Origin of the sequence: Flavobacterium covae (assembly GCF_001534645.1) — a bacterium.
GTDB lineage: Bacteria > Bacteroidota > Bacteroidia > Flavobacteriales > Flavobacteriaceae > Flavobacterium > Flavobacterium covae.
Window position 1 is genome coordinate 2,755,112 of sequence record NZ_CP013992.1, and the last position, 24,852, is coordinate 2,779,963.

At 31.5% G+C, this 24,852-nt stretch carries 19 protein-coding genes and 5 tRNA genes; 7 read left to right on the plus strand and 17 right to left on the minus strand.

Translation table 11 applies throughout. The annotated features are described in order from the left end of the window. Positions 1-139: 139 nt before the first annotated feature. Genes AWN65_RS12110 through AWN65_RS12120 form a run of 3 tightly spaced genes read right to left on the minus strand, consistent with a single transcriptional unit; the run spans position 140 to position 2,753 of the window. A complete protein-coding gene (locus tag AWN65_RS12110) occupies positions 140-1,393 on the minus strand; it encodes an aspartate kinase (protein ID WP_060383404.1) in 1,254 nt (417 codons plus the stop codon). Between the two features lie 53 nt (positions 1,394-1,446). Beyond that, positions 1,447-1,929, minus strand: a complete 483-nt coding sequence (locus AWN65_RS12115; protein ID WP_060383405.1) for a GNAT family N-acetyltransferase — start codon at positions 1,927-1,929, stop codon at positions 1,447-1,449. Beyond that, positions 1,929-2,753 carry a M48 family metalloprotease gene (locus AWN65_RS12120; RefSeq protein ID WP_060383406.1) on the minus strand — a complete coding sequence of 275 codons (825 nt, stop codon included), beginning with the start codon at positions 2,751-2,753 and terminating at the stop codon, positions 1,929-1,931. The genes AWN65_RS12115 and AWN65_RS12120 overlap by 1 nt, the downstream gene beginning before the upstream one ends. A gap of 295 nt (positions 2,754-3,048) precedes the next feature. Here AWN65_RS12120 and fbp point away from each other — a divergent pair, with 295 nt between their 5' ends. Beyond that, on the plus strand, positions 3,049-4,056 hold the full coding sequence (gene fbp / locus AWN65_RS12125) for a class 1 fructose-bisphosphatase (RefSeq protein ID WP_060383407.1): 1,008 nt from the start codon (positions 3,049-3,051) through the stop codon (positions 4,054-4,056). 740 nt (positions 4,057-4,796) lie between these two features. Here the strand turns inward: fbp and AWN65_RS12130 are convergent. The 6 genes from AWN65_RS12130 to mutS form a co-directional block, all read right to left on the minus strand. Continuing rightward, a tRNA-Leu gene (locus AWN65_RS12130) sits at positions 4,797-4,880 on the minus strand. A gap of 19 nt (positions 4,881-4,899) precedes the next feature. Next, a tRNA-Gly gene (locus AWN65_RS12135) sits at positions 4,900-4,972 on the minus strand. A 60-nt stretch (positions 4,973-5,032) separates the two neighbouring features. Next, a tRNA-Leu gene (locus tag AWN65_RS12140) sits at positions 5,033-5,116 on the minus strand. Positions 5,117-5,209: 93 nt separating this feature from the next. Further along, positions 5,210-5,293, minus strand: a tRNA-Leu gene (locus tag AWN65_RS12145). Positions 5,294-5,312: 19 nt separating this feature from the next. Continuing rightward, positions 5,313-5,385, minus strand: a tRNA-Gly gene (locus tag AWN65_RS12150). 140 nt (positions 5,386-5,525) lie between these two features. Further along, positions 5,526-8,111: a DNA mismatch repair protein MutS gene (mutS, locus tag AWN65_RS12155; RefSeq protein ID WP_145902577.1), complete on the minus strand. Its 2,586-nt coding sequence runs from the start codon at positions 8,109-8,111 to the stop codon at positions 5,526-5,528. A gap of 139 nt (positions 8,112-8,250) precedes the next feature. Here mutS and AWN65_RS12160 point away from each other — a divergent pair, with 139 nt between their 5' ends. Together AWN65_RS12160 and AWN65_RS12165 are read left to right on the plus strand one after the other, a co-directional pair. After that, a complete protein-coding gene (locus AWN65_RS12160; RefSeq protein ID WP_060383409.1) occupies positions 8,251-8,769 on the plus strand; it encodes a DUF1573 domain-containing protein in 519 nt (172 codons plus the stop codon). Between the two features lie 182 nt (positions 8,770-8,951). Beyond that, the gene (locus tag AWN65_RS12165; protein WP_060383410.1) at positions 8,952-9,485 is read left to right on the plus strand and encodes an RNA methyltransferase; all 534 of its coding nucleotides are present in this window, start codon (positions 8,952-8,954) and stop codon (positions 9,483-9,485) included. Between the two features lie 152 nt (positions 9,486-9,637). On the opposite strand, the gene folK is transcribed toward AWN65_RS12165, so the two are convergent. Beyond that, positions 9,638-10,774, minus strand: a complete 1,137-nt coding sequence (folK, locus tag AWN65_RS12170; protein ID WP_060383411.1) for a 2-amino-4-hydroxy-6-hydroxymethyldihydropteridine diphosphokinase — start codon at positions 10,772-10,774, stop codon at positions 9,638-9,640. Between the two features lie 120 nt (positions 10,775-10,894). On the opposite strand from folK, the gene sppA reads away from it, so the two are divergent. After that, positions 10,895-12,664 carry a signal peptide peptidase SppA gene (gene sppA, locus AWN65_RS12175; protein WP_060383412.1) on the plus strand — a complete coding sequence of 590 codons (1,770 nt, stop codon included), beginning with the start codon at positions 10,895-10,897 and terminating at the stop codon, positions 12,662-12,664. A gap of 105 nt (positions 12,665-12,769) precedes the next feature. Then, complete coding sequence (locus tag AWN65_RS12180; protein WP_060383413.1) at positions 12,770-15,400, plus strand: AsmA-like C-terminal region-containing protein; 2,631 nt, start codon at positions 12,770-12,772, stop codon at positions 15,398-15,400. 206 nt (positions 15,401-15,606) lie between these two features. Here AWN65_RS12180 and AWN65_RS12185 read toward each other — a convergent pair whose 3' ends face one another. Further along, positions 15,607-16,401, minus strand: coding sequence for a DUF2797 domain-containing protein (locus tag AWN65_RS12185; RefSeq protein ID WP_060383414.1), 795 nt, complete (start codon positions 16,399-16,401; stop codon positions 15,607-15,609). 95 nt (positions 16,402-16,496) lie between these two features. On the opposite strand from AWN65_RS12185, the gene AWN65_RS12190 reads away from it, so the two are divergent. Then, positions 16,497-18,008 (plus strand): GH3 auxin-responsive promoter family protein, encoded by a 1,512-nt coding sequence (locus tag AWN65_RS12190; protein ID WP_060383415.1) that lies wholly within the window; start codon positions 16,497-16,499, stop codon positions 18,006-18,008. A gap of 166 nt (positions 18,009-18,174) precedes the next feature. Here the strand turns inward: AWN65_RS12190 and clpX are convergent, their stop codons facing one another. The 6 genes from clpX to AWN65_RS12220 all read right to left on the minus strand — a co-directional run bounded on the left by clpX (position 18,175) and on the right by AWN65_RS12220 (position 24,030). Beyond that, positions 18,175-19,407, minus strand: a complete 1,233-nt coding sequence (gene clpX / locus AWN65_RS12195) for an ATP-dependent Clp protease ATP-binding subunit ClpX (RefSeq protein ID WP_060383416.1) — start codon at positions 19,405-19,407, stop codon at positions 18,175-18,177. 66 nt (positions 19,408-19,473) lie between these two features. Then, complete coding sequence (gene clpP / locus AWN65_RS12200) at positions 19,474-20,130, minus strand: ATP-dependent Clp endopeptidase proteolytic subunit ClpP (protein ID WP_014165004.1); 657 nt, start codon at positions 20,128-20,130, stop codon at positions 19,474-19,476. 243 nt (positions 20,131-20,373) lie between these two features. After that, a complete protein-coding gene (gene tig, locus AWN65_RS12205) occupies positions 20,374-21,702 on the minus strand; it encodes a trigger factor (RefSeq protein WP_060383417.1) in 1,329 nt (442 codons plus the stop codon). A gap of 95 nt (positions 21,703-21,797) precedes the next feature. Next, positions 21,798-22,136, minus strand: coding sequence for a phage holin family protein (locus tag AWN65_RS12210; RefSeq protein WP_014165006.1), 339 nt, complete (start codon positions 22,134-22,136; stop codon positions 21,798-21,800). Positions 22,137-22,171: 35 nt separating this feature from the next. After that, complete coding sequence (locus tag AWN65_RS12215; protein ID WP_060383418.1) at positions 22,172-22,957, minus strand: alpha/beta fold hydrolase; 786 nt, start codon at positions 22,955-22,957, stop codon at positions 22,172-22,174. A 347-nt stretch (positions 22,958-23,304) separates the two neighbouring features. After that, positions 23,305-24,030, minus strand: a complete 726-nt coding sequence (locus AWN65_RS12220; protein WP_060383419.1) for a pyridoxine 5'-phosphate synthase — start codon at positions 24,028-24,030, stop codon at positions 23,305-23,307. A 123-nt stretch (positions 24,031-24,153) separates the two neighbouring features. Here AWN65_RS12220 and AWN65_RS12225 point away from each other — a divergent pair, with 123 nt between their 5' ends. Then, a complete protein-coding gene (locus AWN65_RS12225; RefSeq protein ID WP_060383420.1) occupies positions 24,154-24,813 on the plus strand; it encodes a CBS domain-containing protein in 660 nt (219 codons plus the stop codon). Positions 24,814-24,852: the final 39 nt, after the last annotated feature.

Sequence of the window (24,852 nt, forward strand, 5' to 3'; positions counted from 1 at the left end):
TGCCTATTCATCTCATTCGAGTCTCTCTTTAATTTCAGTAATAAGATTGCTAAGTTTTAGAGCTCTCTCTTTGAAAAGTCTTTTTTTCATTATATTTATTCCTTCCTTGTTTTAAAAAAGGATATTGTATTAGAGTTAATTACTCTTTAGTAACCACTTGTAACGTTTCTCGACTCATCTGTCTAACCAAAACCATTTTATCCTTTTCTACTGTATTTATAGCATTTTGATCAAAATGTCTTACAGTATACAAGGAAACATTTTCGTTATATGTCACTTTAAATTTTTTAGAAAGGACTTTTACTATTTCCTGAAAATGATTGTATTTATCTTCTACACAAACTGAAAAACTAATAGCAGAATTTTGAATTAGACTTACTTTGAGTTTGTATTTATGAAGTAATGCAAAAACTTCACTAATATTTTCTTCCATTATAAAAGAAAAATCTATTGAAGATAACGAAAGTAAAATTTGATCTTTTTTTACTATAAAACAAGGCATTTTGGGCTCTAAATCTTGTCCTTTTGCTACACTGGTTCCTGCCAATAATGGATTAACAAACGATTTAACATACAAAGGAATTTCTTTTCGTTGTAGCGGTTGTAAAGTTTTAGGATGAATGACACTTGCTCCATAAAACGCTAATTCAATAGCTTCTCTGTAAGAAATTTGATTTAATAAATTTGCGTTTTCAAAATAACGAGGATCGGCATTCATTACTCCAGGAACATCTTTCCAAATAGTAACACTTTCTGCATTTAAACAATAGGCAAAGATAGCGGCTGTATAATCAGATCCTTCACGACCTAAAGTAGTTGTAAATCCGTTTTCATCAGATCCTAAAAAACCTTGCGTAACAAACAATTGTTTCTTTTTAGCTATTTTAGAAATGGCTTTTTGTGTTTTTTCCCAGTCAACATTTGCATCTCGATAATTAGCGTCTGTTTTAATATAATTACGCACATCTATCCACTGTGATTGAATGTTTCTAAAATTCATATAATGCGATACAATTGTAGTGGAAATAATCTCACCAAAACTTACAATTTGATCATAAACGAAACTATAATTTGGCGATTTATTACTTCTTAAAAAATATTCAAAATCAGCAAAATGTTCATTAATATCATAAAAAACTTCATGATTTTCATCATCAAATAAATCTAAAATAATTTGATTATGATATTTTTTAACTTCTTGAATTGAGGCATTTAGCTGAGGTGATTTTTCAAAATAATTCTTTATAACTTCTTCTAAGGCATTGGTTGTCTTTCCCATAGCTGACACTACAAGTAGAACCTCTTCGTACCCCACTTTTTGAAGTACATCAAACACATTTTTTATGCCCGCTGCATCTTTAACAGAGGCACCACCAAACTTGAATATTTTCATATCACATTTTTTTTCAAAACTCAAACTATTATTTTTTTGAATCTTGACTTTGATTATTTGTTATTTAAAAATTCTTCTAATCCTTTTTCATCCATCTGAACAACACGCCAGTCATCTAATACTTTTGCTCCTGACTTTTCATAAAATTTAATAGCATTGGTATTCCAATCTAAAACATTCCATTCAATACGTCTAACACCATCTAAGGCTCCTTGTTTCATAATTTCTTTATACAAGGCTATGCCTATGCCTGTTCCTCGCATATTTTGTGTAACAATTAGATCTTCTAAATGAATTGTTTTTCCTTTCCAAGTAGAATAACGATAATAATAAAGTGCTACTCCAACTATTACTCCATCTATTTCGGCTAAAAAAGTATGAAACAAGGGGTTTGATCCAAAACCATCTCGAATCAAATCTTCTTCAGTTATTACTACTGCTTCTGGTTCTTTTTCAAATAGTGCTAATTCTTTTATAAGTAATAGCACTTGTGCCATATCATACGAGGTACCTCTACGAATCGTAAAATTTTTCATTATTTTTTCTTCTTAGCGGGTGTAGATGTCTTTTTTAACTGACGAGTATACGGTTTATAGATCCCTTCTGATTCTGCTCTTTGTTTCGCTTTTGCTGCACGATCTTTAGGATCTGGATGTGAGCTTAAAATCCTTGACATAAAACCCGAATCAGCACCTTGACTTAAGCTCGCTAATACTGTAAAGGCAGATTCAACAGCATTAACATTATATCCGTGTTTTTTCATAAAATCATACGAAAACATATCTGCTTCTGATTCTTGTTTTTGACTATGGCGACTGTCTACTATTGCACTTCCTATTTTCCCTAAAGCACTTTCGCTAACCGCTGCAACTCCCTTTACTTGTGATCCTACAGCATCTACCAAAGCTTCTTTCTGATAAGCTGCACGGATAGCATCTCTTGTATCATGATTTACAACGTGCCCTATTTCATGGCCTATAACCGCAAGTACTTCATTATCATCCATAACATCTAATAACCCTTGAAAAACACGAACACTCCCATCAGCACAAGCAAAAGCATTTACTTCTTTTACTTTATAAACTTTAAAATTAAGCGTTACACCACTTTCTGTCTTATGTTTACCAAAAAGCTTATTTAATCTTAATGTATAAGGATCTTTAGGACCCGCAATAGGGTTTTCTTTATCCATTTTCTCAACAGAAGCCTTAGATAATTGAGCAGCATCCTCATCAGAAAAGGTAAAACTTGCCACTCCTTTTTGTAAAGCTCCTAACGCTTTTTCACCTAAATTAATTTGTGCATTCATTGTAAAAGGCATAAGAGCCAATAAACCTACTGCTAATTGTATTTTTTTCATTTTGTTTTTATTTAGTTACCGCAAATACAGATATGAACAAAGATAAGAGAAGTATAATTTATTTTAAACAACTTCACAGAATAAAAGTTTTCTACAATTTTTAAAACAAAACACATATCTAAAATATACATTTTTTGATCAAACATTAAAAAAAGAATCTAATCGCTATTCTGTACGCACCATCTAATGTATATTTTAAACCTATTTTATTCAAACATTACAACTTACAGACTTCCTGTTACTTTATTTTTAAAAAAATAAATCTCATCTTTGCATTACTAACTGCATAAAAATTATGGAAGAACGCAACAGAACCCTTGGCGAATTTATAATAGAAAAACAAAATGATTTTCAATATTCTTCAGGCGAACTATCAAGAATTATCAACTCAATACGCCTAGCGGCTAAAGTTGTTAATCATAAAGTAACACAAGCTGGACTTGTAGACATTGTAGGAGCAGCAGGAGAAACGAATATACAAGGAGAAGACCAACAAAAACTAGATGTATACGCTAACGAAGTTTTCATACAAACCTTAATCAACAGAGAAATTGTTTGTGGTATTGCCAGTGAAGAAAACGATGATTTCATTACTATTTCAGGAGCTGACAATAGTCATAATAACAAGTATGTTGTATTAATGGATCCTCTTGATGGCTCTTCTAATATAGATGTAAATGTATCTGTTGGAACTATTTTTTCTGTATACAGAAGAATTACACCAGTAGGCAGTCCTGTTCAGCTAGAAGACTTCCTACAACCTGGCACAAACCAAGTAGCTGCAGGATATGTTATTTACGGAACCTCTACTATGCTTGTATACACTACAGGAAATGGTGTAAATGGCTTTACATTAAACCCTGCAATAGGTACTTTTTATCTTTCGCATCCTAATATGCAATTCTCAAAAGACGGAAAGATATATTCTATTAACGAAGGGAATTATGTCCACTTTCCTCAAGGTGTAAAAGACTATTTAAAATACTGTCAAAAAGAAGAGGGAGATCGTCCTTATACTTCTCGCTATATTGGTAGTTTAGTTGCTGATTTTCATAGAAACATGATAAAAGGAGGTATTTATATGTACCCTCCTAGCTCTAAAGCTCCCAAAGGAAAACTAAGACTACTATACGAATGCAACCCTATGGCATTTATAACAGAACAGGCAGGCGGAAAGGCTTCTGATGGTTATAAAAGAATCATGGAGATAAAACCTACTGAATTACACCAAAGAGTTCCTTTCTTTTGTGGAAGTTATAATATGGTCAATAAGGCAGAAGAATTTATGACAGCAAATCAATAACAAGAAAGAGGCTATTTAGAAAAAGTGTTCAACATTCTAGTTACTCACTTTCAGTGATAGGAGAAGCTACATTAACATTATATAGTTTCTCCTTTGAGGGTCTACTAAAAATAAAAGCGACAAAACGAAGTCAAACAACACACAATTACATTTTTTTAAACAGCCTCTTATTTTCAAAATTCACTTAAAACCACGTTGTATAATTAGACTGTAGCTGTCTGCATCTAATTTCCTTCCTATCCAGAAGAGTATCTCTCACTACTTAAACCGTAAAAAAGCTAGATAAGTATCATAAAACAACATGAATTATTCTAGCTGAATTATACTTATATCCCTTATTCAGTTGGGACAACAAAAAACATTCCGTTTTTTATACCATTTAAACTTAAAACATACTGGATTAAAAGAAAAATTCTTGATCTGTTTTATTTATTTTAGAAATAACTCGAACAAACCGTTGAGTATATAATTAGAATCATCATTAGTTCGAGCGCGAAGCTCATCGAGAATCAACACTAATTCTTATTGCTTTTCTAAGATAGTGTCTAAATCAACATTATGTGATTTCTCCCTTTGGTCGAAATGAACAAGATTGTGAATTTTTTGGACAGTCTCAGGGTTAAAAAATATTATCATGTGGAAATTTCAAAGTTTAAATGATATAAGATTCTTCTCCAATAGGTATCCAAATATTGTGTAAATAAAAAAGGCTGTCCAAAAGATTTAGGACAGCCTGTTTGTACTCAAGGCGGGACTTGAACCCGCACGAACTAATGTTCACTGGATTTTAAGTCCAGCGTGTCTACCAATTCCACCACTCGAGCATTGTTATTTTAGTAACAGAGCGAAAAACGGGGTTCGAACCCGCGACCTCAACCTTGGCAAGGTTGCGCTCTACCAACTGAGCTATTTTCGCAAATTTAATCAATATTACAAGTTACAAATTGTTTTTTTTAAAATACTTCTAAAAAATTAGTACTCAAGGCGGGACTTGAACCCGCACGAACTAATGTTCACTGGATTTTAAGTCCAGCGTGTCTACCAATTCCACCACTCGAGCGTATATTTTTTTTAAAAAAACTTATGTAACTATGAACGTATATAAAGTAATTAAATTACTTCTTTCCTTTTCTTATTTTGAAAGGATTTTTTGTACTCAAGGCGGGACTTGAACCCGCACGAACTAATGTTCACTGGATTTTAAGTCCAGCGTGTCTACCAATTCCACCACTCGAGCATTGTTATTCTAGTAACAGAGCGAAAAACGGGGTTCGAACCCGCGACCTCAACCTTGGCAAGGTTGCGCTCTACCAACTGAGCTATTTTCGCATTTAGCTTAAAGAACATTGCCTTACTTCCGTATTGCGAGTGCAAATATACAACAAGAATCAGTATTTGCAAGCACTTGAATAAAAAAAATCAAAATTTTTTTTTAAATATTTCAGATTCAATTCTTTAAATTTCTAAAACTATTTTTTTGTTAGCATACGCTTGATTTCATTTAGTTTCATTAAAGCTTCTACTGGAGTCAATGTATTAATATCTAAATTCTGAATTTCTTCTTTTATTTCTTGCAACAAAGGATCATCTAAATTAAAAAAACTTAATTGCATTTCTTCTTCTTGATCACCTAAGTTTCCTTGTGATGTTTTGCCGTTTAAAACTTCCGAAGAATGATTTTTTTCTAATTTTTTTAGAATCTTACCAGCTCTTTGTATAACTGTTTGCGGCATTCCTGCCATTTTCGCCACGTGAATACCAAAACTATGCGCACTTCCTCCTTTTTCTAATTTACGGATAAACAACACATTGTCTTTTAATTCTTTTACAGACACATTATAGTTTTGAATTCGAGTTAATGTTTCTGTCATCTCATTAAGTTCATGATAATGAGTAGCAAAAAGTGTTTTGGGTTGTGCTGGATTTTCATGCAAAAACTCTGCAATAGCCCATGCAATAGATACACCGTCATACGTACTCGTTCCCCTCCCTATTTCATCTAACAAGACTAAACTTCTATTGGATATATTATTTAGGATTGATGCGGTTTCATTCATTTCTACCATAAAGGTTGATTCTCCCATAGATATATTATCACTAGCTCCCACACGCGTAAATATCTTATCAACCACCCCCATCGTTACAGCTTCAGCAGGCACAAAACTTCCCATTTGTGCCAATAAAACAATAAGTGCCGTTTGTCTTAGTATAGCTGATTTACCTGACATATTAGGCCCTGTAATCATGACCACTTGTTGGAAATCTCGATCAAGATACACATCATTGGCTATATATGGCACTCCTATAGGCAATTGTTTTTCAATAACTGGATGGCGTCCGTTTTTTATATCTAATACATACGTATCGTTAATTTCTGGGCACACATAATTATTATCAATTGCTTGTTGTGCAAACGAAGTCAAACAATCTAACTGAGCAATGAGGTTAGCATTATGTTGAACAGGCTTAATATAGGTTGCAACCCAAGCTACTAACTGTTCAAACAGAGACATTTCTAATTGATGAATTTTTTCTTCGGCTCCTAATATTTTTGATTCGTATTCTTTTAATTCCTCTGTTATATAGCGTTCTGCATTTACCAATGTTTGTTTACGAATCCACTCTGAAGGCACTTTATCTTTATGTGTATTCCGAACTTCTATATAATACCCAAAAACATTATTAAAAGAAATTTTTAAAGATGGGATACCCGTTTTTTCAGATTCTCTTTTTTCTATTGCCTCCAAAAACTCTTTTCCTGAATTTGAAATATTTCGTAATTCATCTAATTCCTCATTTACTCCTGACGCAATAGCATTTCCTTTATTAATTGCTACTGGTGCGTCTGGATTTAATGTATTAGTAATTTTTTCCCTCAACAATTCACAAGCGTGCAAACTATCTCCTATTACTTTTACTGCTTCCTGAGTACTTTTTAAAGCAAGAGTCTTAACTGGTTCGATAGCATCTAAAGAATTTTTCAAATACACTAATTCTCTTGGTGAAACTCTTCCAGCTGCCACTTTAGATATCAAACGTTCTAGATCTGATATCTGCTTAATCTGTTGTTGAACTTGATATAATATTTCTTGATTATCTTTAAAATAGCCAACTACTTCATGGCGTCCTTTAATCTTATTTATATCTTTTAGTGGAAGAGCTAACCATCGTTTTAACAAACGTCCTCCCATAGGAGAAAGAGTACGATCTATTACATCTAACAAGGTAACAGCGTTAGGATTATAACTATGGTACAACTCTAAATTACGAATAGTAAAACGATCCATCCAAACGTAAGCATCTTCTGCAATGCGGTGAATAGAGGTTATATGTTGAATTTTATTATGTTGGGTTTCGGATAAATAATACAAAATAGCCCCTGAAGCAATAACACCATACTCTAACTCTTCTATTCCAAAGCCTTTTAGTGAATTAGTTTGAAAATGATTAATCAAACTTTCAGTTGCATAGTCTTGTTTGTACACCCAATCTTCAAGATAAAAAGTGTGAAAATTTTCGCCAAAAATCTCCACAAACTCTTTTTTATTATGTTTAGGAACTAAAATTTCACTTGGATTAAAATTTTGCAATAATTTATCTACATAATCTGCATTGCCTTCAGAAGTTAAAAACTCCCCTGTTGATACATCTAAAAAAGCCACACCTAATTGTTTCTTTCCAAAATAAACAGAAGCCAAAAAGTTATTGGATTTAGACATCAATACTTCGTCATTCATAGAAACACCAGGGGTTACTAACTCCGTTACTCCTCGTTTTACAATAGTCTTGGTCATTTTAGGATCTTCTAACTGATCACAAATAGCTACACGTAAACCTGCCTTTACCAATTTTGGCAAATACGTATTTAAGGAGTGATGTGGAAACCCCGCCAAGGCTGTTTCACTTTCTGTTCCGTTGCCTCTTTTTGTTAAAGTGATCCCTAAAATACGAGCTGTACGAACAGCATCATCTCCAAAGGTTTCGTAAAAATCGCCCACTCTAAATAACAAACAAGCATCTGGATACTTGGTCTTGATCTCGTTATACTGTTTCATTAGAGGAGTTTCCTTAGGTGTTTTAGCTTTTACTGACAAAACGTTAAATTTTTTGATTAATCGCGACGAATTTACTTATTTTGGCGTAATATTTGATCAAATATTTTTACATTTGTGTATAACTAATTACAAGTCAATTATGAAAAAGGCAATACTAGCAGTAGCAACAATAGTATTTTTAGGAAATTTATCAGCTACTGCTCAAGAAAAAGCAAAAAAAGCAGCTTCAAAAGCGAAAATGGAGGTAGCTAAAAAAGTAGAAGAAACAAAATTTGAAATTACGAAAGTATCAGGTCCTGGGATGTATGTAGAAAAAGAAACTATAGACTATGGTACAATTGAACAAGGTGCTGAAGGAAAAAGAGAATTTGTTATTGTAAATAACGGTAACGAACCATTAGTTATTTCAAACGCTCAAGGTTCTTGTGGCTGTACTGTTCCTTCTTTCCCTAAAGAACCAATTGCTCCTGGAGCAAAAGCTGTAATTGGCGTTAAATATGACACAAACCGAGTAGGAGCTATTAACAAATCTGTAACAGTTACTACAAACATGAAAGATAATCCTACAAAAGTATTACACATCACAGGTAATGTTGTAGCTAAACCAACACCAACTAGTCCTTTAGATGCTAAACCAACAGGTCCAACTGCACAGTAGTTAAACTTTAAAAAGACATCAAAAAGCTCTCATTGGAGGGCTTTTTGATTTCATTTCAGTTCTATTTTTACTAGAATAGTAATTCACAAGATACCTACATCAAACAGATAATACTAAGATTATTTCCTGTCTATTCAAAAACAGAATCATCATTATTATCGAAAGAAATGTAAATTTGCCAAATGAGAAAAATTGAAAATAGCGAATTAGAACGCAAAACAGTAGAGCAATTTAAAAAAGCTCAAAAAACACCTCTTATTATTATATTAGACGACATACGAAGCCTTCATAACATTGGTTCTGTGTTCAGAACAAGTGATGCTTTTTTAATTGAAAAGATCTATTTATGTGGAATTACCGCCACGCCTCCTAACAAAGAAATTCACAAAACAGCTTTAGGAGCAACCGAAACGGTTTTTTGGGAATACCACAAAGATGTGTTAGAGCTTATTGAAAATCTTAAAAAGGAAGAAGTTGAAGTGTATGCTATTGAACAAGTTGAAAATGCTATATTCCTTGATCAATTTAGACCGAAACCTACTAAAAAATATGCTTTAGTTTTTGGAAATGAAGTTTTTGGAGTAAACCAAGAAGCTATAAAACTTTGCAACGGAGCGATTGAAATACCTCAACTGGGAACTAAACATTCTTTAAATATTTCTGTAAGTACTGGTATTGTTATTTGGGATTTATTTTGCAAATTGAACGAAAAATAAAACAGAGGCTGTCCGAAAAGATCTCAATCTTATCATTTCAACCAAAGAGGAAATCAAACGAAGAACAACGAAACCTTTAGATTTATTATTTGATCGAAGTGACAAACCAGACGTTGAGTTTAAACTTTTCAGACACCCTCTCTTCATTTTTTTTAACAATTTAATTTTTCTTGTATTTTTTGTAAGATGATTACATAATCTTCTTGTCTTTTTACAAAATCTAAATCAGAAACATCTATTACTAGCATATTTAAGCCTAATTGTGTTTTAATATAATCTAAATAACCTTTATTAATCTTATCTAGATATTCTGCTGGTATTTCTTGTTCATAACTACGCCCTCTCTTTTTTATATTTTTAAGTAATCTATCCGTATTCTGATATAGATATACATATAAATCAGGTTTAGGCATTTCTTTATAAATAATATCAAATAGGGTTTTATAAAGACGAAACTCATCACCTTGCAAAGTAACTTTTGCAAAAATCAAGGATTTAAAAATATGATAATCTGCTACTACGAAATCTGCAAAGAGATCAAATTGTGACAAATCGTCAGCTAATTGTTGATAGCGATCAGCCAAAAAAGACATTTCTAAAGGAAAAGCATAACGTCCTTGATCTTTATAAAATTTTGGCAAAAAAGGATTATCTGCAAAACGTTCTAAAACTAATTTTGCATTAAAATCAGCTGCTATTTTAGAAGCTAAAGTAGTTTTTCCCGCCCCAATATTCCCTTCTATGGCTATATAATTTAATTTATCTACATCAAACTGTTTAATAGGAGCCGTAAGTTCCGTAACCACTTCACAGGAACTCATATCAGGACAGTCCAACAATAAACGATCTACATTTTTAGACAAAATAGGATGTACCCACTCTACTCCAAGATCCTTCATGGGATATAATACAAAACGCCTGTTTTGCATGTGAGGATGCGGAATTATTAAATTTTCTGTATTTAATATTTGGTCATCAAATGCTACAATATCAATATCAATAATACGGGGTTCGTATCCTACCTCTTTCTTCTTTTGACGCCCCATTTCTTTTTCAATACTTGTTATTTTTCTTAAAACTTGTTCAGGAGTAAAAGAAGTATGAATAAGTATTGCACAATTATAAAAAGCATCACTCTCAAAACCCCAAGCAGGTGTTTCATACAACTTTGACACCTGTAAAACCAATCCAATTTTACTATGAATCAACTGTATACAAGCCGTTATATGACCAAGCTTATCTCCTTGATTGCTTCCTAAAGATAATATTACTTTTTTTTGTATTCCCATGCTTGGCAAAGTAACTAAAAAGTTTTGGAGAATAGAAGTATATTTGCATCTGTGTTAATAACTTATTTTTTCGTGTAACTTTTTTAATATTTTAAACACTAATCTGTAAAAAACAAAACAATGAATTTTTTAAAGAATGTATTAGCAAGCATAATTGGGCTTTTTATATTTTGCATTATCTGCTTTTTTGGCATTATTATACTAAGTACATTAGTTGCTAGTGGAAAGGAAAAAGTTGAAATTCAAGATAATTCTGTACTGGTATTAAACTTAGAAAAAATAACAGAAGATTACGCTGGAAAATTCAATTATGAAGATATGCCCTTTTTAAATGAAAAAGGAAAAGGAGAAGGTCTTATAGACATATTAAAAGCAATTAAAGAAGCTAAAAACGATAGTAGAATAAGAGGTATTTCTATTTTAAACAACACTCTTCATTTAGGTACTGCTCAAACTAAAGCTCTTAGAGACGAGATAGAAAATTTCAGAAAATCAGGAAAGTTTGTTTTAGCGTACGGAAATAGCTATTCACAAAAAGAATATTACCTAAACTCTGTTGCCAGTACAGTTTATTTAAATCCTGTTGGAGAATTAGAATTTAAAGGATTATCAAGTGAAGTAATGTACTTCAAAGATTTTCAGGATAAAACAGGAATGAAAATGGAAATTATTCGACACGGAAAATACAAAAGTGCAGTTGAACCTTTTCTAACGAATACTATGAGTCCTGAAAATCGAGAACAAATTAGTGGTTTTTTAAATTCTATTTGGAATGCTATTACCGAAGATATCTCGAAATCAAGAAACATATCTGTAACGGACTTAAATTTAATAGCTACTGATTTATTGGCCCGTACTCCTGAGTTGGCAAAAAACAATAAGTTGATAGACATCATAGCCTATGAAGACGTATATCATCAGGACATCAAAAAAAGATTAAAAGTAGCTGAAAGTGAAGATTATAACACTGTAAATATTCTTGATTACTCAAAAGAACTAGCTAACAATGAAGAATTTAGTTTAGGTGAAAAAATTGCGATTATTTATGCACAGGGCGAAATAGGCTCAGGAGAAGGGGATCTAAATACCGTAGGAGAAGGTTCTATGAAAAGATCTTTAAAAGAAGCTCGTGAAGATCAAGATATAAAGGCTATTGTTCTACGAATTAACAGCCCTGGAGGAAGTGCTTTAACATCTGACCTAATATGGAGAGAAATAGAATTAACTAAAAAGGTAAAACCAGTCGTTGTTTCTATGGGTAATCTAGGCGCATCTGGTGGTTATTATATTGCTTGTAATGCTCATAAAATTTTTGCGGAAGCAAGTACAATAACAGGTTCTATTGGAGTTTTTGGGATGTTGCCTAATTTATCTGAAATCAGCAAACGATATGGAATTAATACAGAAACAGTAGAAACTCATAAAAACGCATCTGGATATAGTGTTTTTGAACCAATAGACACTGATTTTAGAAACTTTACACAAGAGGGCGTAGAAACCATCTATAAAACATTTGTAAACCGGGTAGCTAAAGGTCGCAAAATGACTTTTGAACAAGTAGATGCCATAGCACAAGGTCGCGTTTGGAGTGGCACAGACGCACTCAAAATTGGATTAGTAGACAAAATTGGAGGCTTAGATGATGCTATAACCTACGCAGCTACTCTTTCAAAAACAAAAAAATACAGCACTATTTCATATCCTGAATTTGAAAAAAATTTCCTTGATGAATTAGAAAAAAGTGGCTTTATGAGTTTCTTTAAAACACGTGAAAATCTGCTAAAGGAACAAGTTGGTGAAGAAGGTTTAGAAATGATTAATCAGATAAAACGAATGAATAATCGAAGAGGAATACAATTAATACTTCCTTATGAATTAAAAATAAATTAGCCTCTAACACAAAAATCCGTTTTCATATTAAAGCGGATTTTTTTTATGTATTTTTGTAAATAAACTAAAAAGTTTTACAACATACAATTTCAAAAAGATTACAAAATGAAAAAGAAAATTTTTATAGGTATTGGAGCCTCTCTCTTTATTATAATTGGCGTCTTAGCCTCCATTCCTTTATTTTTTAAGGATACAATAAAAGCTAAAATTCAGGAAACCATTAATGAAAATCTAAATGCTAAAGTTGCATTTGCCGATGCTGATATAAGCTTGTTCAAAAGTTTCCCAAAAGCTACCATTTCCTTAGAAAAATTCACAATCATTAATCATGCTCCTTTTGAAGGCGATACACTTGTTGCTTTTGATGAATTAAATCTAAAAATGTCCGTAACTGAACTTTGGAAAGACAAAAAAGAACCTATGTCGTTAGAGGCAATCAGTATTAAAAACGGTTTAGCCAACATCCTTTTCAATAAAGAAGGAAAAGGAAATTTTGATATTGCAAAAAAAACGAACGAACCTACTTCTTCTAATGAAAAGAGCGAACCTTTTTCAATGAACATACAAAATTATGCTGTTGAAAATTTTCGTTTCAAATTCTATGACGAGCGTTCTAAAATTAAAATGGTTTTAGATAGTATACAACATAGTGGAAAAGGTGACTTTGGCTCTCAAAAATTAGATTTACAAACTCAATCTGTTGCTAAAGTATCTCTTGATATGGATAAAATGAACTATATGAAAAATGTAGTTATAACATTAGATGCCGTATTAGGAATAGATCTATCTGCTAATAAGTATACATTTAAAGAAAATAAGGCAAAAATTAACGAACTCCCTCTTGAGTTCAATGGTTTTATACAAATGCTACAAGGAGAACAACTTTATGATTTAACCTTCAAAACCCCTACTTCTTCTTTTAAAAACTTCTTGGGTCTTGTACCTGCACAATATGCAGGCAATCTAGAAACAGTGAAAACTTCGGGTGATTTTACGATAAATGGAAAAGTAAAAGGAAAACTCAAAGAAAATATAATTCCTACATTTAATATTTCAATAGCATCTAACAATGCCTCTTTTCAGTATCCCCAACTTCCAAAATCAGTCCGAAATATTGTAATTGACACTAAAATAATTAACGATAGCGGTGCTTTAAGCGATACCTATGTAAATCTAGACCAATTATCTTTTCAAATAGATCAAGATGTTTTTAACGCAAAAGCATCTATCAAAAATGTAGCTACAAACCCAAATGTTAACGCAGCTCTAAAAGGAACTATTAATCTAGGTAATTTCACAAAAGCGTACCCCATAAAAATAGACAAACCGCTTTCTGGAATTCTAAAAGCAGATATAACAACAGAATTTAATATGCAAGCTGTTGAAAAGAACGAGTATGAAAAAATTAAAAATGCAGGCACTTTACATTTAACTGGATTTAACTATACTGGTCCTGAAATGGCTAAACCTGTTCAAATAAAACTAGCTCAAGTTAGTTTTAATAATAGTCAGATTAAACTGAATCAATTAGACATGAAAACAGGGAGTTCAGACTTAAAAATAAATGGTGTATTAGAAAATTTCTATGGCTTTTTCTTCAGAAAACAAACCTTAAAAGGTAATTTTAATATGGGGTCAACTCAATTATATGTAGCCGATTTTATGGCTCCTGCTCCAGTAAATTCAACAAACAAACCTAATTCAAGCACATCCAACAGCGAAGAAAATACTTCTTCCGTTAAAAAAGGAAAAAAAGAAGCGGTTAAAATACCTGCTTTTCTTGATTGTACAATTAGCGCAAAAGCAAACACAGTTGTATATGATAATTTAGCACTTAAAAATGTATCAGGTAAAATGATGATTAAAAATGAAACTGTTTCCTTACAAAACGTAAAAACAGACATTTTTAACGGCACTATTGGTTTTAATGGGCTTGTATCTACAAAAGGCAATACTCCAACGTTTAATATGAATTTAAATCTCGACAAGGTGGATATTACCCAATCTTTTACTCAATTAAATCTACTAAAAAATATCGCACCTATAGCAGGAGCTATCACTGGAAAACTTAATTCTACTATTAAGTTAAATGGTAATTTAGATGCTGTTGAATTAACTCCAGACATTAAGACTTTAACAGGTGACTTATTAGGACAATTACTTTCTGCTTCAATAAATGCTAATAATTCGCAAATGCTTAGTGCATTAGGATCTCAACTAAAATTCTTAGACATCAAAAAAATCAATTTAAATGATATTAAAGCCAATTTAGCATTTGATAAAGGACGTGTAATTGTTAAACCATTTAAAATAAAATATCAAGACATCGTAGCTGAAGTAGGTGGTACACATGGTTTTGATCAAAACATGAATTACAATATCAAATTAGATGTACCAGCCAAATATTTAGGAGGTGATGTAAATAAATTATTAGCGAAACTGAGTCCTAACGAAGCATCAAAAATTGAAAGTGTTCCTATTAACGCGTTGATGACAGGTAATTTTAAATCACCAAAAGTGACCACAGACCTAAAACAGGCAAGCTCTAACTTAGCCTTACAAATTGCTAAATCACAAAAAGACAAATATCTTAATCAGGGAGTTGACGCTCTTAGCAATATTCTAGGAGGAAATAAAAAAGGAAAAGACTCTACGTCTACAAAAGACCCTAAAAAAGAAGCTATTAAAAACACTGCTAATCAAGTCCTTGAAGGTCTTTTTGGCAGAAGAAAATAACTAATTATTAAAAGCAAAAAACTATGGGTGTCTAAAAAAAGGATCAATTAGCATCTAGTTTATCTCTTACACAACAGGAAAAATCAGATTATCAACGTTATATAATTTGATTTTTCCTGTTCACTTTATTCAAGCCTCCTTTTGGTTGAAATAAGTAGATTGTACCCTTTTGAACACCCTCAGTTTTTGTATTTTTTTATATGGTATTATAGCTCAATCTTTACTACATAACCTTCGTAGGTTCTAATATTAAAAACAGTATTATCTTCAAATATTAAATATTGTCCTTTAATTCCTTTTAAAATTCCTGTATAATGTGGTGTTTTTTCTAAATTCAAACTCATTACTTTTTTAGGATATTCTAAAACGGGGTACTGAATTTCATATAAATCATCTGCAACAGGGTGATAATACTCTTGTACCTCTTGGGGTAAAATAGACTGTAAATTATTACGTTCTAGTATCAAATCTACATCAGGCACTTCATTTTTCAGCATACGTTGCCAGTTCGTTTTATCCGCATATTTATTTTTCAACGCTACCTCTGTTATACCTGCCAAATAACGATTTGGAACTTCAACAATAGGAATAGCCTGTACAGCTCCCTGATCTATCCATCTAGTTGGTACTTGAGTTTTTCTTGTTACTCCTACCTTCACTTCGCTAGACAAAGCTAAATACACTACATGAGGCTGTAATTGTACTTTTTTTTCATATTCTAGATCACGATCTTCAACATCTAAATGAGCTTTACTTAATTCTGGTTTCATAATCCAATCACCCGCCGATGCACTTGCCATAAAACAATCATAACAAAAACCTTGTCTAAAAATTTTTTTTTCTTTCCCGCATTCTAGACATTGATAACCAAGATGTAAAAATGTTATTGGCTTACCTAATAACTGATTAATATTTAAAAAGGAGTTTTCAAGAACTAGATAATATTCAATAGGATTAACAAATTCTGTCTGCATTTTGGTAAGTACACCTTGAAATGTCATAGTGATTTTAGATTTTAGATTTTAGATAACCTTTTTTTTTATATTTTAGCGTAAAGTTATAATTCAAAATTCAAAATTCAAAATTCACGATTATAATGCCTTTACCAATTATAAATTCTATTGCCTCTTGGGTTTTAAAACAACGTATTCATCAGATAGAACTTTTTTTAAAATATCCAAATGAAGTACAAGAAGAACTGCTGACAAACCTAATTCGTCAATCAGAAAACACCATAGTTGGTAAAATATATGATTTCCAATCAATAAAAACATATCACACTTTTCAAGAAAGAGTCCCTATTTCATGCTATGAAGATTTAGAGCCTTTAATTGAACGTACACGCAAAGGAGAGCAAAATGTTTTTTGGCATCAACCCATTAAATGGTTTGCTAAATCAAGTGGAACAACTAATGCAAAAAGTAAATATATTCCTGTAAGTAATGAAGCTCTTGAAAACTGTCATTATAAAGGTAGTAAAGATTTACTTTGCATGTATCTTAATAATAACGAAAACTCTCAGCTTTTTACAGGAAAAAGCCTTCGTTTAGGAGGCAGTAAACAGCTTTATGAAGACAATAATACTTTCTTTGGCGATTTATCTGCTATTCTTATTGATAATATGCCTTTTTGGGCTGAGTTCAGCAGTACCCCATCCAATAAAACCTCTTTAATGAGTGAATGGGAAACGAAACTTTTAGCAATTGTTAACGAAACTAAAACCGAAAATGTGACCAGTTTTGCGGGGGTTCCATCTTGGATGATGGTATTACTTAACAAACTTATGGAAGAAACTGGCAAAACAAATCTATTTGCAGTTTGGCCTAATCTAGAGGTATATTTTCACGGTGGTGTAAGTTTTGAGCCATATCGTGAACAGTATAAAAAGATACTTCCTAATCCTGACTTTAAATACTATGAAATATATAATGCTTCTGAAGGTTTTTTTGCCATACAAGACCTCAATAATTCGAGCGACTTATTACTAATGTTAGATTATGGTATTTTTTATGAATTTATACCTATGGATACATACGGTACTGTAGATCAAAAAATAGTACGTCTAGCAGAGGTAGAACTTTATAAAAACTATGCTGTTGTAATTACTACTAATGCAGGCTTATGGCGTTATTTAATTGGCGATACTGTTCGATTTACCTCTTTATCCCCTTATAGAATTCGGATTACAGGACGAACCAAACATCATATTAATGTATTTGGAGAAGAATTAATGGTTGAAAACACTGATAAAGCGTTGGCAAAAACCTGCCAACTAACGAACTGTGAAATAAAAGATTATACTGTTGCTCCTATTTTTATGAATGGAAAAGAAAAAGGGGCTCATGAATGGGTTATTGAATTTAAGACTCAACCTAAATGTATTGATCAATTTAGTCAAATTTTAGATCAAAGTATACAATCATTAAATTCTGATTATGAAGCTAAACGGTATAACAATATGACTTTAAATCCTCTAAAAGTTAATATAGCTCGTGAAAATTTATTTTATGATTGGTTAAAGGAAAAAGGAAAATTGGGTGGTCAAAACAAAATACCTCGCTTATCAAATTCTCGTGAGTACTTAGAGAGTCTCTTAAAAATTCAGTAATTTAATTTCTGCAAAGTTTATTTCAAAATCTTTATTTTTTTTATTTTGTTAACTCTAATGAATAACTAAAAAACTGTCTAAAAACTCACTAACTCCTCATCTTATTAAAAAATGATTGTTGTTATTTTAAATTTTCAGACAGTCTATTTATGATTATAAAAAAAGTTTATGATGCAATTTCTAAACGCTTAAGCAAATTCTTATTAAGGGCTACTTCCACGTATTTTTTATCTACATTTAAGAGTTTTTCATCTGAACTTGGTATCTCATACATTGCATCTGTTAGAACAGCCTCACATAACGAGCGTAAACCACGCGCGCCTAGTTTATATTCTAATGCTTTGTCTACAATAAAGTCCAATGCTTCATCACTAATATTAAACTCGATTTCATCCATAGCAAACAATTTTTTATATTGTTTTATGAGTGCATTTTTAGGCTCTGTTAGAATAGCACGCAAAGTGGCCTTATCTAAAGGATCCATGTGTGTTAATACTGGTAATCGTCCTATTATTTCAGGAATTAATCCAAAATCTTTAATATCTTTTGGAATTATATACTGCAACAAATTGGATTCATCTATCTTATCTGTTTCTTTAGATGCTCCGAAGCCCATTGCTTGACGATTTAAACGTTTTGATATAATACGTTCTACCCCATCAAAAGCTCCTCCTGCAATAAATAATATATCCTTAGTATTAACTTCTACAAATTTTTGATCAGGATGTTTACGTCCTCCTTTTGGAGGAACATTAACTACAGTTCCTTCTAACAACTTTAACATGGCTTGTTGTACTCCTTCACCAGAAACATCACGTGTAATAGATGGATTATCGCTCTTACGTGCAATTTTATCAATCTCATCAATAAAGACAATACCTCGTTCTGCTCTTGTTACATCATAATCCGCTGCCTGTAATAAACGAGTTAAAATACTTTCTACATCTTCTCCTACATAACCTGCCTCAGTTAGTACCGTGGCATCTACTATTGCTAGTGGCACATCTAACATTTTGGCAATTGTTTTGGCTACCAAAGTTTTTCCTGTACCTGTTTGACCTACCATAATAATGTTTGATTTTTCAATTTCAACATCATCTCCGTGATCTAATTGCATTAAACGTTTATAGTGGTTATATACTGCAACTGAAATAACTTTTTTGGTTTGTTCTTGTCCTATAACATATTTATCTAAAAAAGCTCTAATATCTTTTGGTTTTTGCAGAACTAAATCGGTTATTTTAGCAGACAAACCACTTGCTTTTAATTCTTCTAAAACAATTCCATGTGCTTGCTCGATACAATGGTCGCATATATGTGCATCAATACCTGCAATTAATAAATTAGTTTCAGGCTTTCTCCTTCCGCAGAAGGAACATTCTAAAATTTCTTTTGCCATTATTTAAGTTTAATGTCATAAAGTTCAGAATCTAAGATCAAAGACTCTGAACTTTAGACGAAAAATTTATCTTCTTAAAACTTCATCAATCATTCCGTATTCTTTTGCTTCATCGGCTTTCATCCAATAATCTCGCTCAGAATCTTTATATACTTTTTCGAAAGGTTGCTTTGAATGATGTGAAATAATTTGATATAATTCATCTTTCAATTTTAACATTTCTTTCAAATTTATTTCCATATCGGTTGCTACACCTTGTGCTCCGCCAGAAGGTTGATGAATCATTACTCTTGAATGTGGTAAAGCAGAACGTTTTCCTTCCGCACCTGCACATAAAAGTACGGCTCCCATAGATGCTGCCATACCTGTACAAATAGTTGCTACATCAGGTTTTACAAACTGCATAGTATCATAAATACCTAAACCTGCATATACACTTCCTCCTGGAGAGTTAATATATATTTGAATATCTTTGGAAGCATCTACACTTTCTAAGAACAACAACTGTGCTTGAATGATATTAGCCATATAATCATCTACTCCTGTTCCCATAAAAATGATTCGATCCATCATCAAGCGTGAAAAAACATCTAACTGGGAAATATTTAATTGACGTTCTTCAATTACATAAGGAGTCATGCTACTTACGATTTTATCATAGTACATACTATTTACTCCGTGATGCTTGGTAGCATATTTTTTAAATTCTTTACCGTAATTCATTTACTAATTAGTTTAAAAGTTTAGAGGTTTAAAGTTTAAATTTATAGGATTAAACGATTTAAACTTATTACAATTTTTAGACCTTTTTATTCCTAATGACAGTTTGTCAATAAAAAAGCGTCAAATAAAACATTTGACGCTCAAACTTACGTATTTTTTTATGATTTTTCTTTAAGAAAATCTAAAAGTTTACAGAAGTAAATTCTTTCTTTTAATTATTTTTAAAGTATATAATTCTGTGTATTAGATTTCACCATACATGGCTTTAACGAACTCATCATAAGTAACTTCTTTAGTAGATGTATTTAATTTTTCTTTAAATACATTCAATAATCTTTCACTCATTACTTGTTCTGACAAACGACGAACTTCTTCTTGATTTGTCATTACACGGTTCACGATATTATCTACATCTTCTTGTGAAGGATCTAACTGACCAAATTGTGCCATTTGTTTTTTAATAATATCACTAGCGTATGTTTTTAAATCTTCAAAAGTTACTTGTAGATTATTAGAGGTAATGATCTTGCTTTCGATTAATTGATAACGTAAACCGTTTTCAGAACGGGCATACTCAACTTCTGCTTGTTCAGCTGTTAATGGTGTTTCTCCAACTGTTTGAATCCATCTCTTTAAGAATTCAGTTGGCAACTCAACTTGATGATTTTTGATTAAATATTCTGTTGCATCATTATAAAACTTTTGATCTGCTTGTTGTGCGAAAGTTTTCTCTGCATCTTCTTTAATTTTAGCTTTTAGGTCTTCTACTGAGGTTACATTTCCTTCGCCAAATAATTTATCAAATAATTCTTGATTTAATTCAGCTGGTTCTGTTGTTGTAACTTCTTCAATTTTAAAGTCTACAGTAATATCTAAACCATGAACATCATCATGACCTAAACCTAAATAGTCCATTAATTTATGATCATCATTAAATAATCCTTTTGTAGGTATAGCCACTATATCTCCTGCTTTTTTACCGATAAAAGATTCTGCAACTGCTTTATTTTCAAAAATGTCTAGAGTGATTTGAGCAGGTTTATTAATTCCTTTTTCTTCATTTACAAAAACACCGCGAATATCATCTTCTTTAGCGATTACGTCTTTAGAAGACATTTTTCCAAATTGTTTTTGAATTCTAATTACTTGCTCATCTAATAATTTATCATCTGCTACAATATTGTAATAGGTCAAATCTTCAGATCCTTCTAACTTCACGTCAAATTCAGGAGCTAAACCTAATTCAAATTCAAATTTAAAATCATCAGCATCCCAATTAAAATCTTCCGTAAATTTAGGAAGTGGATTTCCTAAGATATCTAATTTTTCTTCTACTAAAAACTTATTTAAACTTTCTTGAATTAACTTATTTACCTCCTCAGCTAAAACCGCTTTACCGTATTGTTTTTGCACTAAAGACATTGGCACTTGACCTTTACGGAAACCTGGTATATTCGCGTTTTTACGGTAGTTTTGCAAAACTTTCTCTACCTTTTCAGCATAATCATTCTTTGCAACTTCTACAGTTACCACTGCGTTTAACGCATCAATATTGGTTTTTGTAATATTCATTATATATGTTTTTTACGTACTAAATTTGGGTGGCAAAATTACATAATTTATACCACCCAACAAATTTTATTTTATCAAAATCAACTTACTAATTTTTAGTCTTTTATAAACTTATACAACACCCATTGTGAAACAGACATCAAGACACTAAAAATAAGGGCTGTAACAAACGATTCTACAACAAATCCATCTACCAATTTAGCACACAAAAGAACCATTCCTGCATTAATAACTAGTAAAAAAATCCCCAATGTAAAAAACGTAATAGGCAAAGTAAAGAAAACTAATATTGGCTTTAAAAAGGTATTTAAAACCCCTAAAACAAAGGCTACAACAAAAGCTGTTGTAATATCTTTAAAATGTACTTCTTTCATAAAATAAGAAAGCACTATTACAATTAGCGTTGATATTAAGAATTTTTGCAATAATTTCATTTTTATATATGGTTTAAAATATTATTTTTTTATTTCTAAAACGTATTTGAAGAAAAACGCTCCAAAAAACACAACGTTTTTTCTAAAAAATCTTTTGGATTTTCCGCATGCAACCAATGACCTGCATTGGATACACTTACTATTTCTGCTTTGGGAAAATGATGATAAATTGTTTCAAAATCGCTATCTAAAATATAATCTGATTTATCCCCTCGCAAAAATAGGGTTTTTTTAGTAAAATGGTTTTCAAATGGTAAAGCTTCGCCTATAACAGAGGTGTTTTCTATAAATACTTTTAAATTAAATCGAAAACCCAATTGTCCTGATTCAATCCAATATAAATTCTTTAATAAAAATTGTCTAGTTCCCAAATCTTTTATATGTTTTGAAATGACTTCTTCTACATCTGAACGTGATGGCTTCACTGAAAAATCAACGGCGTTTAAGGCTTCTAAGATGGTTTGATGATGTGGTGCGTAATATTTAGGCCCTATATCCGCCACTATTAATTCATCTACTAAATCTGGATAATTTGTAGCTAAAAGCATGGCTACTTTCCCTCCCATTGAATGTCCTATTACGGATATATTGGATATTTTTTTTTCTTTACAATAACATACTACGTCTTGCATCATAAAATCATAACTCCAATCATTCGTATGGAAACTTTTCCCGTGATTACGCATATCCAAAGCATGCACTTCAAAACCTTGTTCTGCATATTGAGAGGCTAAGGTTTTCCAGTTATCTGACATCCCCAGAAATCCATGAATAATAACTAAAACCTTTCCTTCTCCTTGTATATTACTATGTAATTTCATATTTATTTCTTTGTTTTCTCAAACACATTTTTAAAATAACTAAAATATAAATCTAAAGTTTTATATTTTTTAACCATACCTAATTTAACTTTCTAAATAAGCGTTAGAAAAAAAGAAATCTATTGATCTTATTTTGCAGTCTTTTATATGAGGAATGTTAAATATTTTTCATCTTCTTCTACAAAAGCTATTTTATTTAGGATTTAAATTAGAGTTTTATATTTAGTATCTTTTGATATTTCCTCTACTAAATCATCTATAATACACACTACTCAACGGAAAAAAACTAGGATTACAAACTTTATTTTCCCATTAAACCAGAAAATTATTATTATTTAATGATTAATTTACTTTAATTTTCTCAAATACATGTTTACTACATTTTCTAACCCTAAATACAATGATTCAGAGATTAACGCATGACCAATAGATACTTCTAGCAAACCTGGGATATTTTGATTAAAAAATTCAATATTATCTAGACTTAAATCATGACCTGCATTAATTCCTAAATTTAATTCATTTGATAATTCAGCCGCCTCTATATAAGGTAAAATTGCTTTTTCATTTCCTAAACTATATTGATGAGCAAAAGTTTCAGTATATAATTCAATTCTATCAGTTCCTGTTTCTTTTGCTCCTTCTATCATTTTTAATATTGGATCTACAAAAATAGAAGTTCTAATACCGTTGCGCTTAAACTCAGCAATTACTTCTCTCAAATATGTTTGATTTGAAATAGTATCCCAACCAGCATTAGATGTTAATGCTCCAATTGCATCAGGAACTAGAGTTACTTGAGTAGGCTTACATTCTAAAACTAAATCAATAAAATTATGCTGCGGATTTCCTTCAATATTATATTCTGTATAAACTACATCTTTTAAATCACGTGCATCTTGATAGCGAATATGTCGTTCATCCGGACGGGGATGTATTGTAATTCCCTGTGCACCAAATTCTTGAATACGCTTAGCTCCTTCTAGTACATTTGGTGTATTTCCTCCTCTAGAATTACGCAACGTAGCCATCTTATTTATGTTTACACTGAGTTTACAGTTATTTTGAATCATTTGAAACTATATTTTAATAAAACGAAACAAAAATACAAACTTACAGATGGGTCTTATATAATTTTTTAATTATTTTGCAACTAGATAACAAATCAAAATATTTTTAAACAATACGCTGGACTCATGAATACACTTATCGACTATATTAATCAAGACTTTACACCATTAGACATTAATGAGGAGGTAGCAACTGCTCAGGATTTTTTTTCTGACTATTCTTTTTCACATTTCCCTGTAACTGAAAATGGCATTTTCATTGGCAATGTAGCTGCAGAAGATGTAGACGGGTTTGATTTCAGCAAAAGTTTAGCAGAATATCGATATACTTTTGAACCTTTTTTTACTAGAAGTAATTCCGTTTTGTTAGATGTACTGGACGATTTTGCTAAAAACGAAACTAACATTATACCTGTTTTAGATCTAAACAATCAATACATAGGATATTATGAACTAGAAGATGTAATACGTGTTTTTAACGAAACACCTTTCCTACGCGAATTAGGAGGTATTATAATTATTGAAAAGGGAATAAATGATTATTCTTTCAGTCAAATTACACAAATAGTAGAAGGCAACAACGGTAAATTACTTGGCGCTTTCATTTCTAATTCTGATACAGAAAAAATTCAAATCACATTAAAATTAGGAGAAGGAAGCCTTAATGAAATCATCCAAACATTTAGACGTTATGATTATGAAATCATATCAGAACATCAAGAAGATGAACATCTAAAAACGCTTAAGGAGCGTTCCGATTATCTAGACAAATATTTAAACATCTAATTTTTTCAACCCAATTATAACTAACATAGATTATCTCCT

What these genes read in the sequence shown, in the direction of transcription:
- AWN65_RS12110 (WP_060383404.1), bottom strand. Translation starts at nt 1,393, where the DNA reads ATGAAAATATTCAAGTTTGGTGGTGCCTCTGTTAAAGATGCAGCGGGC.
- AWN65_RS12115 (WP_060383405.1), bottom strand. Translation starts at nt 1,929, where the DNA reads ATGAAAAATTTTACGATTCGTAGAGGTACCTCGTATGATATGGCACAA.
- AWN65_RS12120 (WP_060383406.1), bottom strand. Translation starts at nt 2,753, where the DNA reads ATGAAAAAAATACAATTAGCAGTAGGTTTATTGGCTCTTATGCCTTTT.
- fbp (WP_060383407.1), top strand. Translation starts at nt 3,049, where the DNA reads ATGGAAGAACGCAACAGAACCCTTGGCGAATTTATAATAGAAAAACAA.
- mutS (WP_145902577.1), bottom strand. Translation starts at nt 8,111, where the DNA reads ATGAAACAGTATAACGAGATCAAGACCAAGTATCCAGATGCTTGTTTG.
- AWN65_RS12160 (WP_060383409.1), top strand. Translation starts at nt 8,251, where the DNA reads ATGAAAAAGGCAATACTAGCAGTAGCAACAATAGTATTTTTAGGAAAT.
- AWN65_RS12165 (WP_060383410.1), top strand. Translation starts at nt 8,952, where the DNA reads ATGAGAAAAATTGAAAATAGCGAATTAGAACGCAAAACAGTAGAGCAA.
- folK (WP_060383411.1), bottom strand. Translation starts at nt 10,774, where the DNA reads ATGGGAATACAAAAAAAAGTAATATTATCTTTAGGAAGCAATCAAGGA.
- sppA (WP_060383412.1), top strand. Translation starts at nt 10,895, where the DNA reads ATGAATTTTTTAAAGAATGTATTAGCAAGCATAATTGGGCTTTTTATA.
- AWN65_RS12180 (WP_060383413.1), top strand. Translation starts at nt 12,770, where the DNA reads ATGAAAAAGAAAATTTTTATAGGTATTGGAGCCTCTCTCTTTATTATA.
- AWN65_RS12185 (WP_060383414.1), bottom strand. Translation starts at nt 16,401, where the DNA reads ATGACATTTCAAGGTGTACTTACCAAAATGCAGACAGAATTTGTTAAT.
- AWN65_RS12190 (WP_060383415.1), top strand. Translation starts at nt 16,497, where the DNA reads ATGCCTTTACCAATTATAAATTCTATTGCCTCTTGGGTTTTAAAACAA.
- clpX (WP_060383416.1), bottom strand. Translation starts at nt 19,407, where the DNA reads ATGGCAAAAGAAATTTTAGAATGTTCCTTCTGCGGAAGGAGAAAGCCT.
- clpP (WP_014165004.1), bottom strand. Translation starts at nt 20,130, where the DNA reads ATGAATTACGGTAAAGAATTTAAAAAATATGCTACCAAGCATCACGGA.
- tig (WP_060383417.1), bottom strand. Translation starts at nt 21,702, where the DNA reads ATGAATATTACAAAAACCAATATTGATGCGTTAAACGCAGTGGTAACT.
- AWN65_RS12210 (WP_014165006.1), bottom strand. Translation starts at nt 22,136, where the DNA reads ATGAAATTATTGCAAAAATTCTTAATATCAACGCTAATTGTAATAGTG.
- AWN65_RS12215 (WP_060383418.1), bottom strand. Translation starts at nt 22,957, where the DNA reads ATGAAATTACATAGTAATATACAAGGAGAAGGAAAGGTTTTAGTTATT.
- AWN65_RS12220 (WP_060383419.1), bottom strand. Translation starts at nt 24,030, where the DNA reads ATGATTCAAAATAACTGTAAACTCAGTGTAAACATAAATAAGATGGCT.
- AWN65_RS12225 (WP_060383420.1), top strand. Translation starts at nt 24,154, where the DNA reads ATGAATACACTTATCGACTATATTAATCAAGACTTTACACCATTAGAC.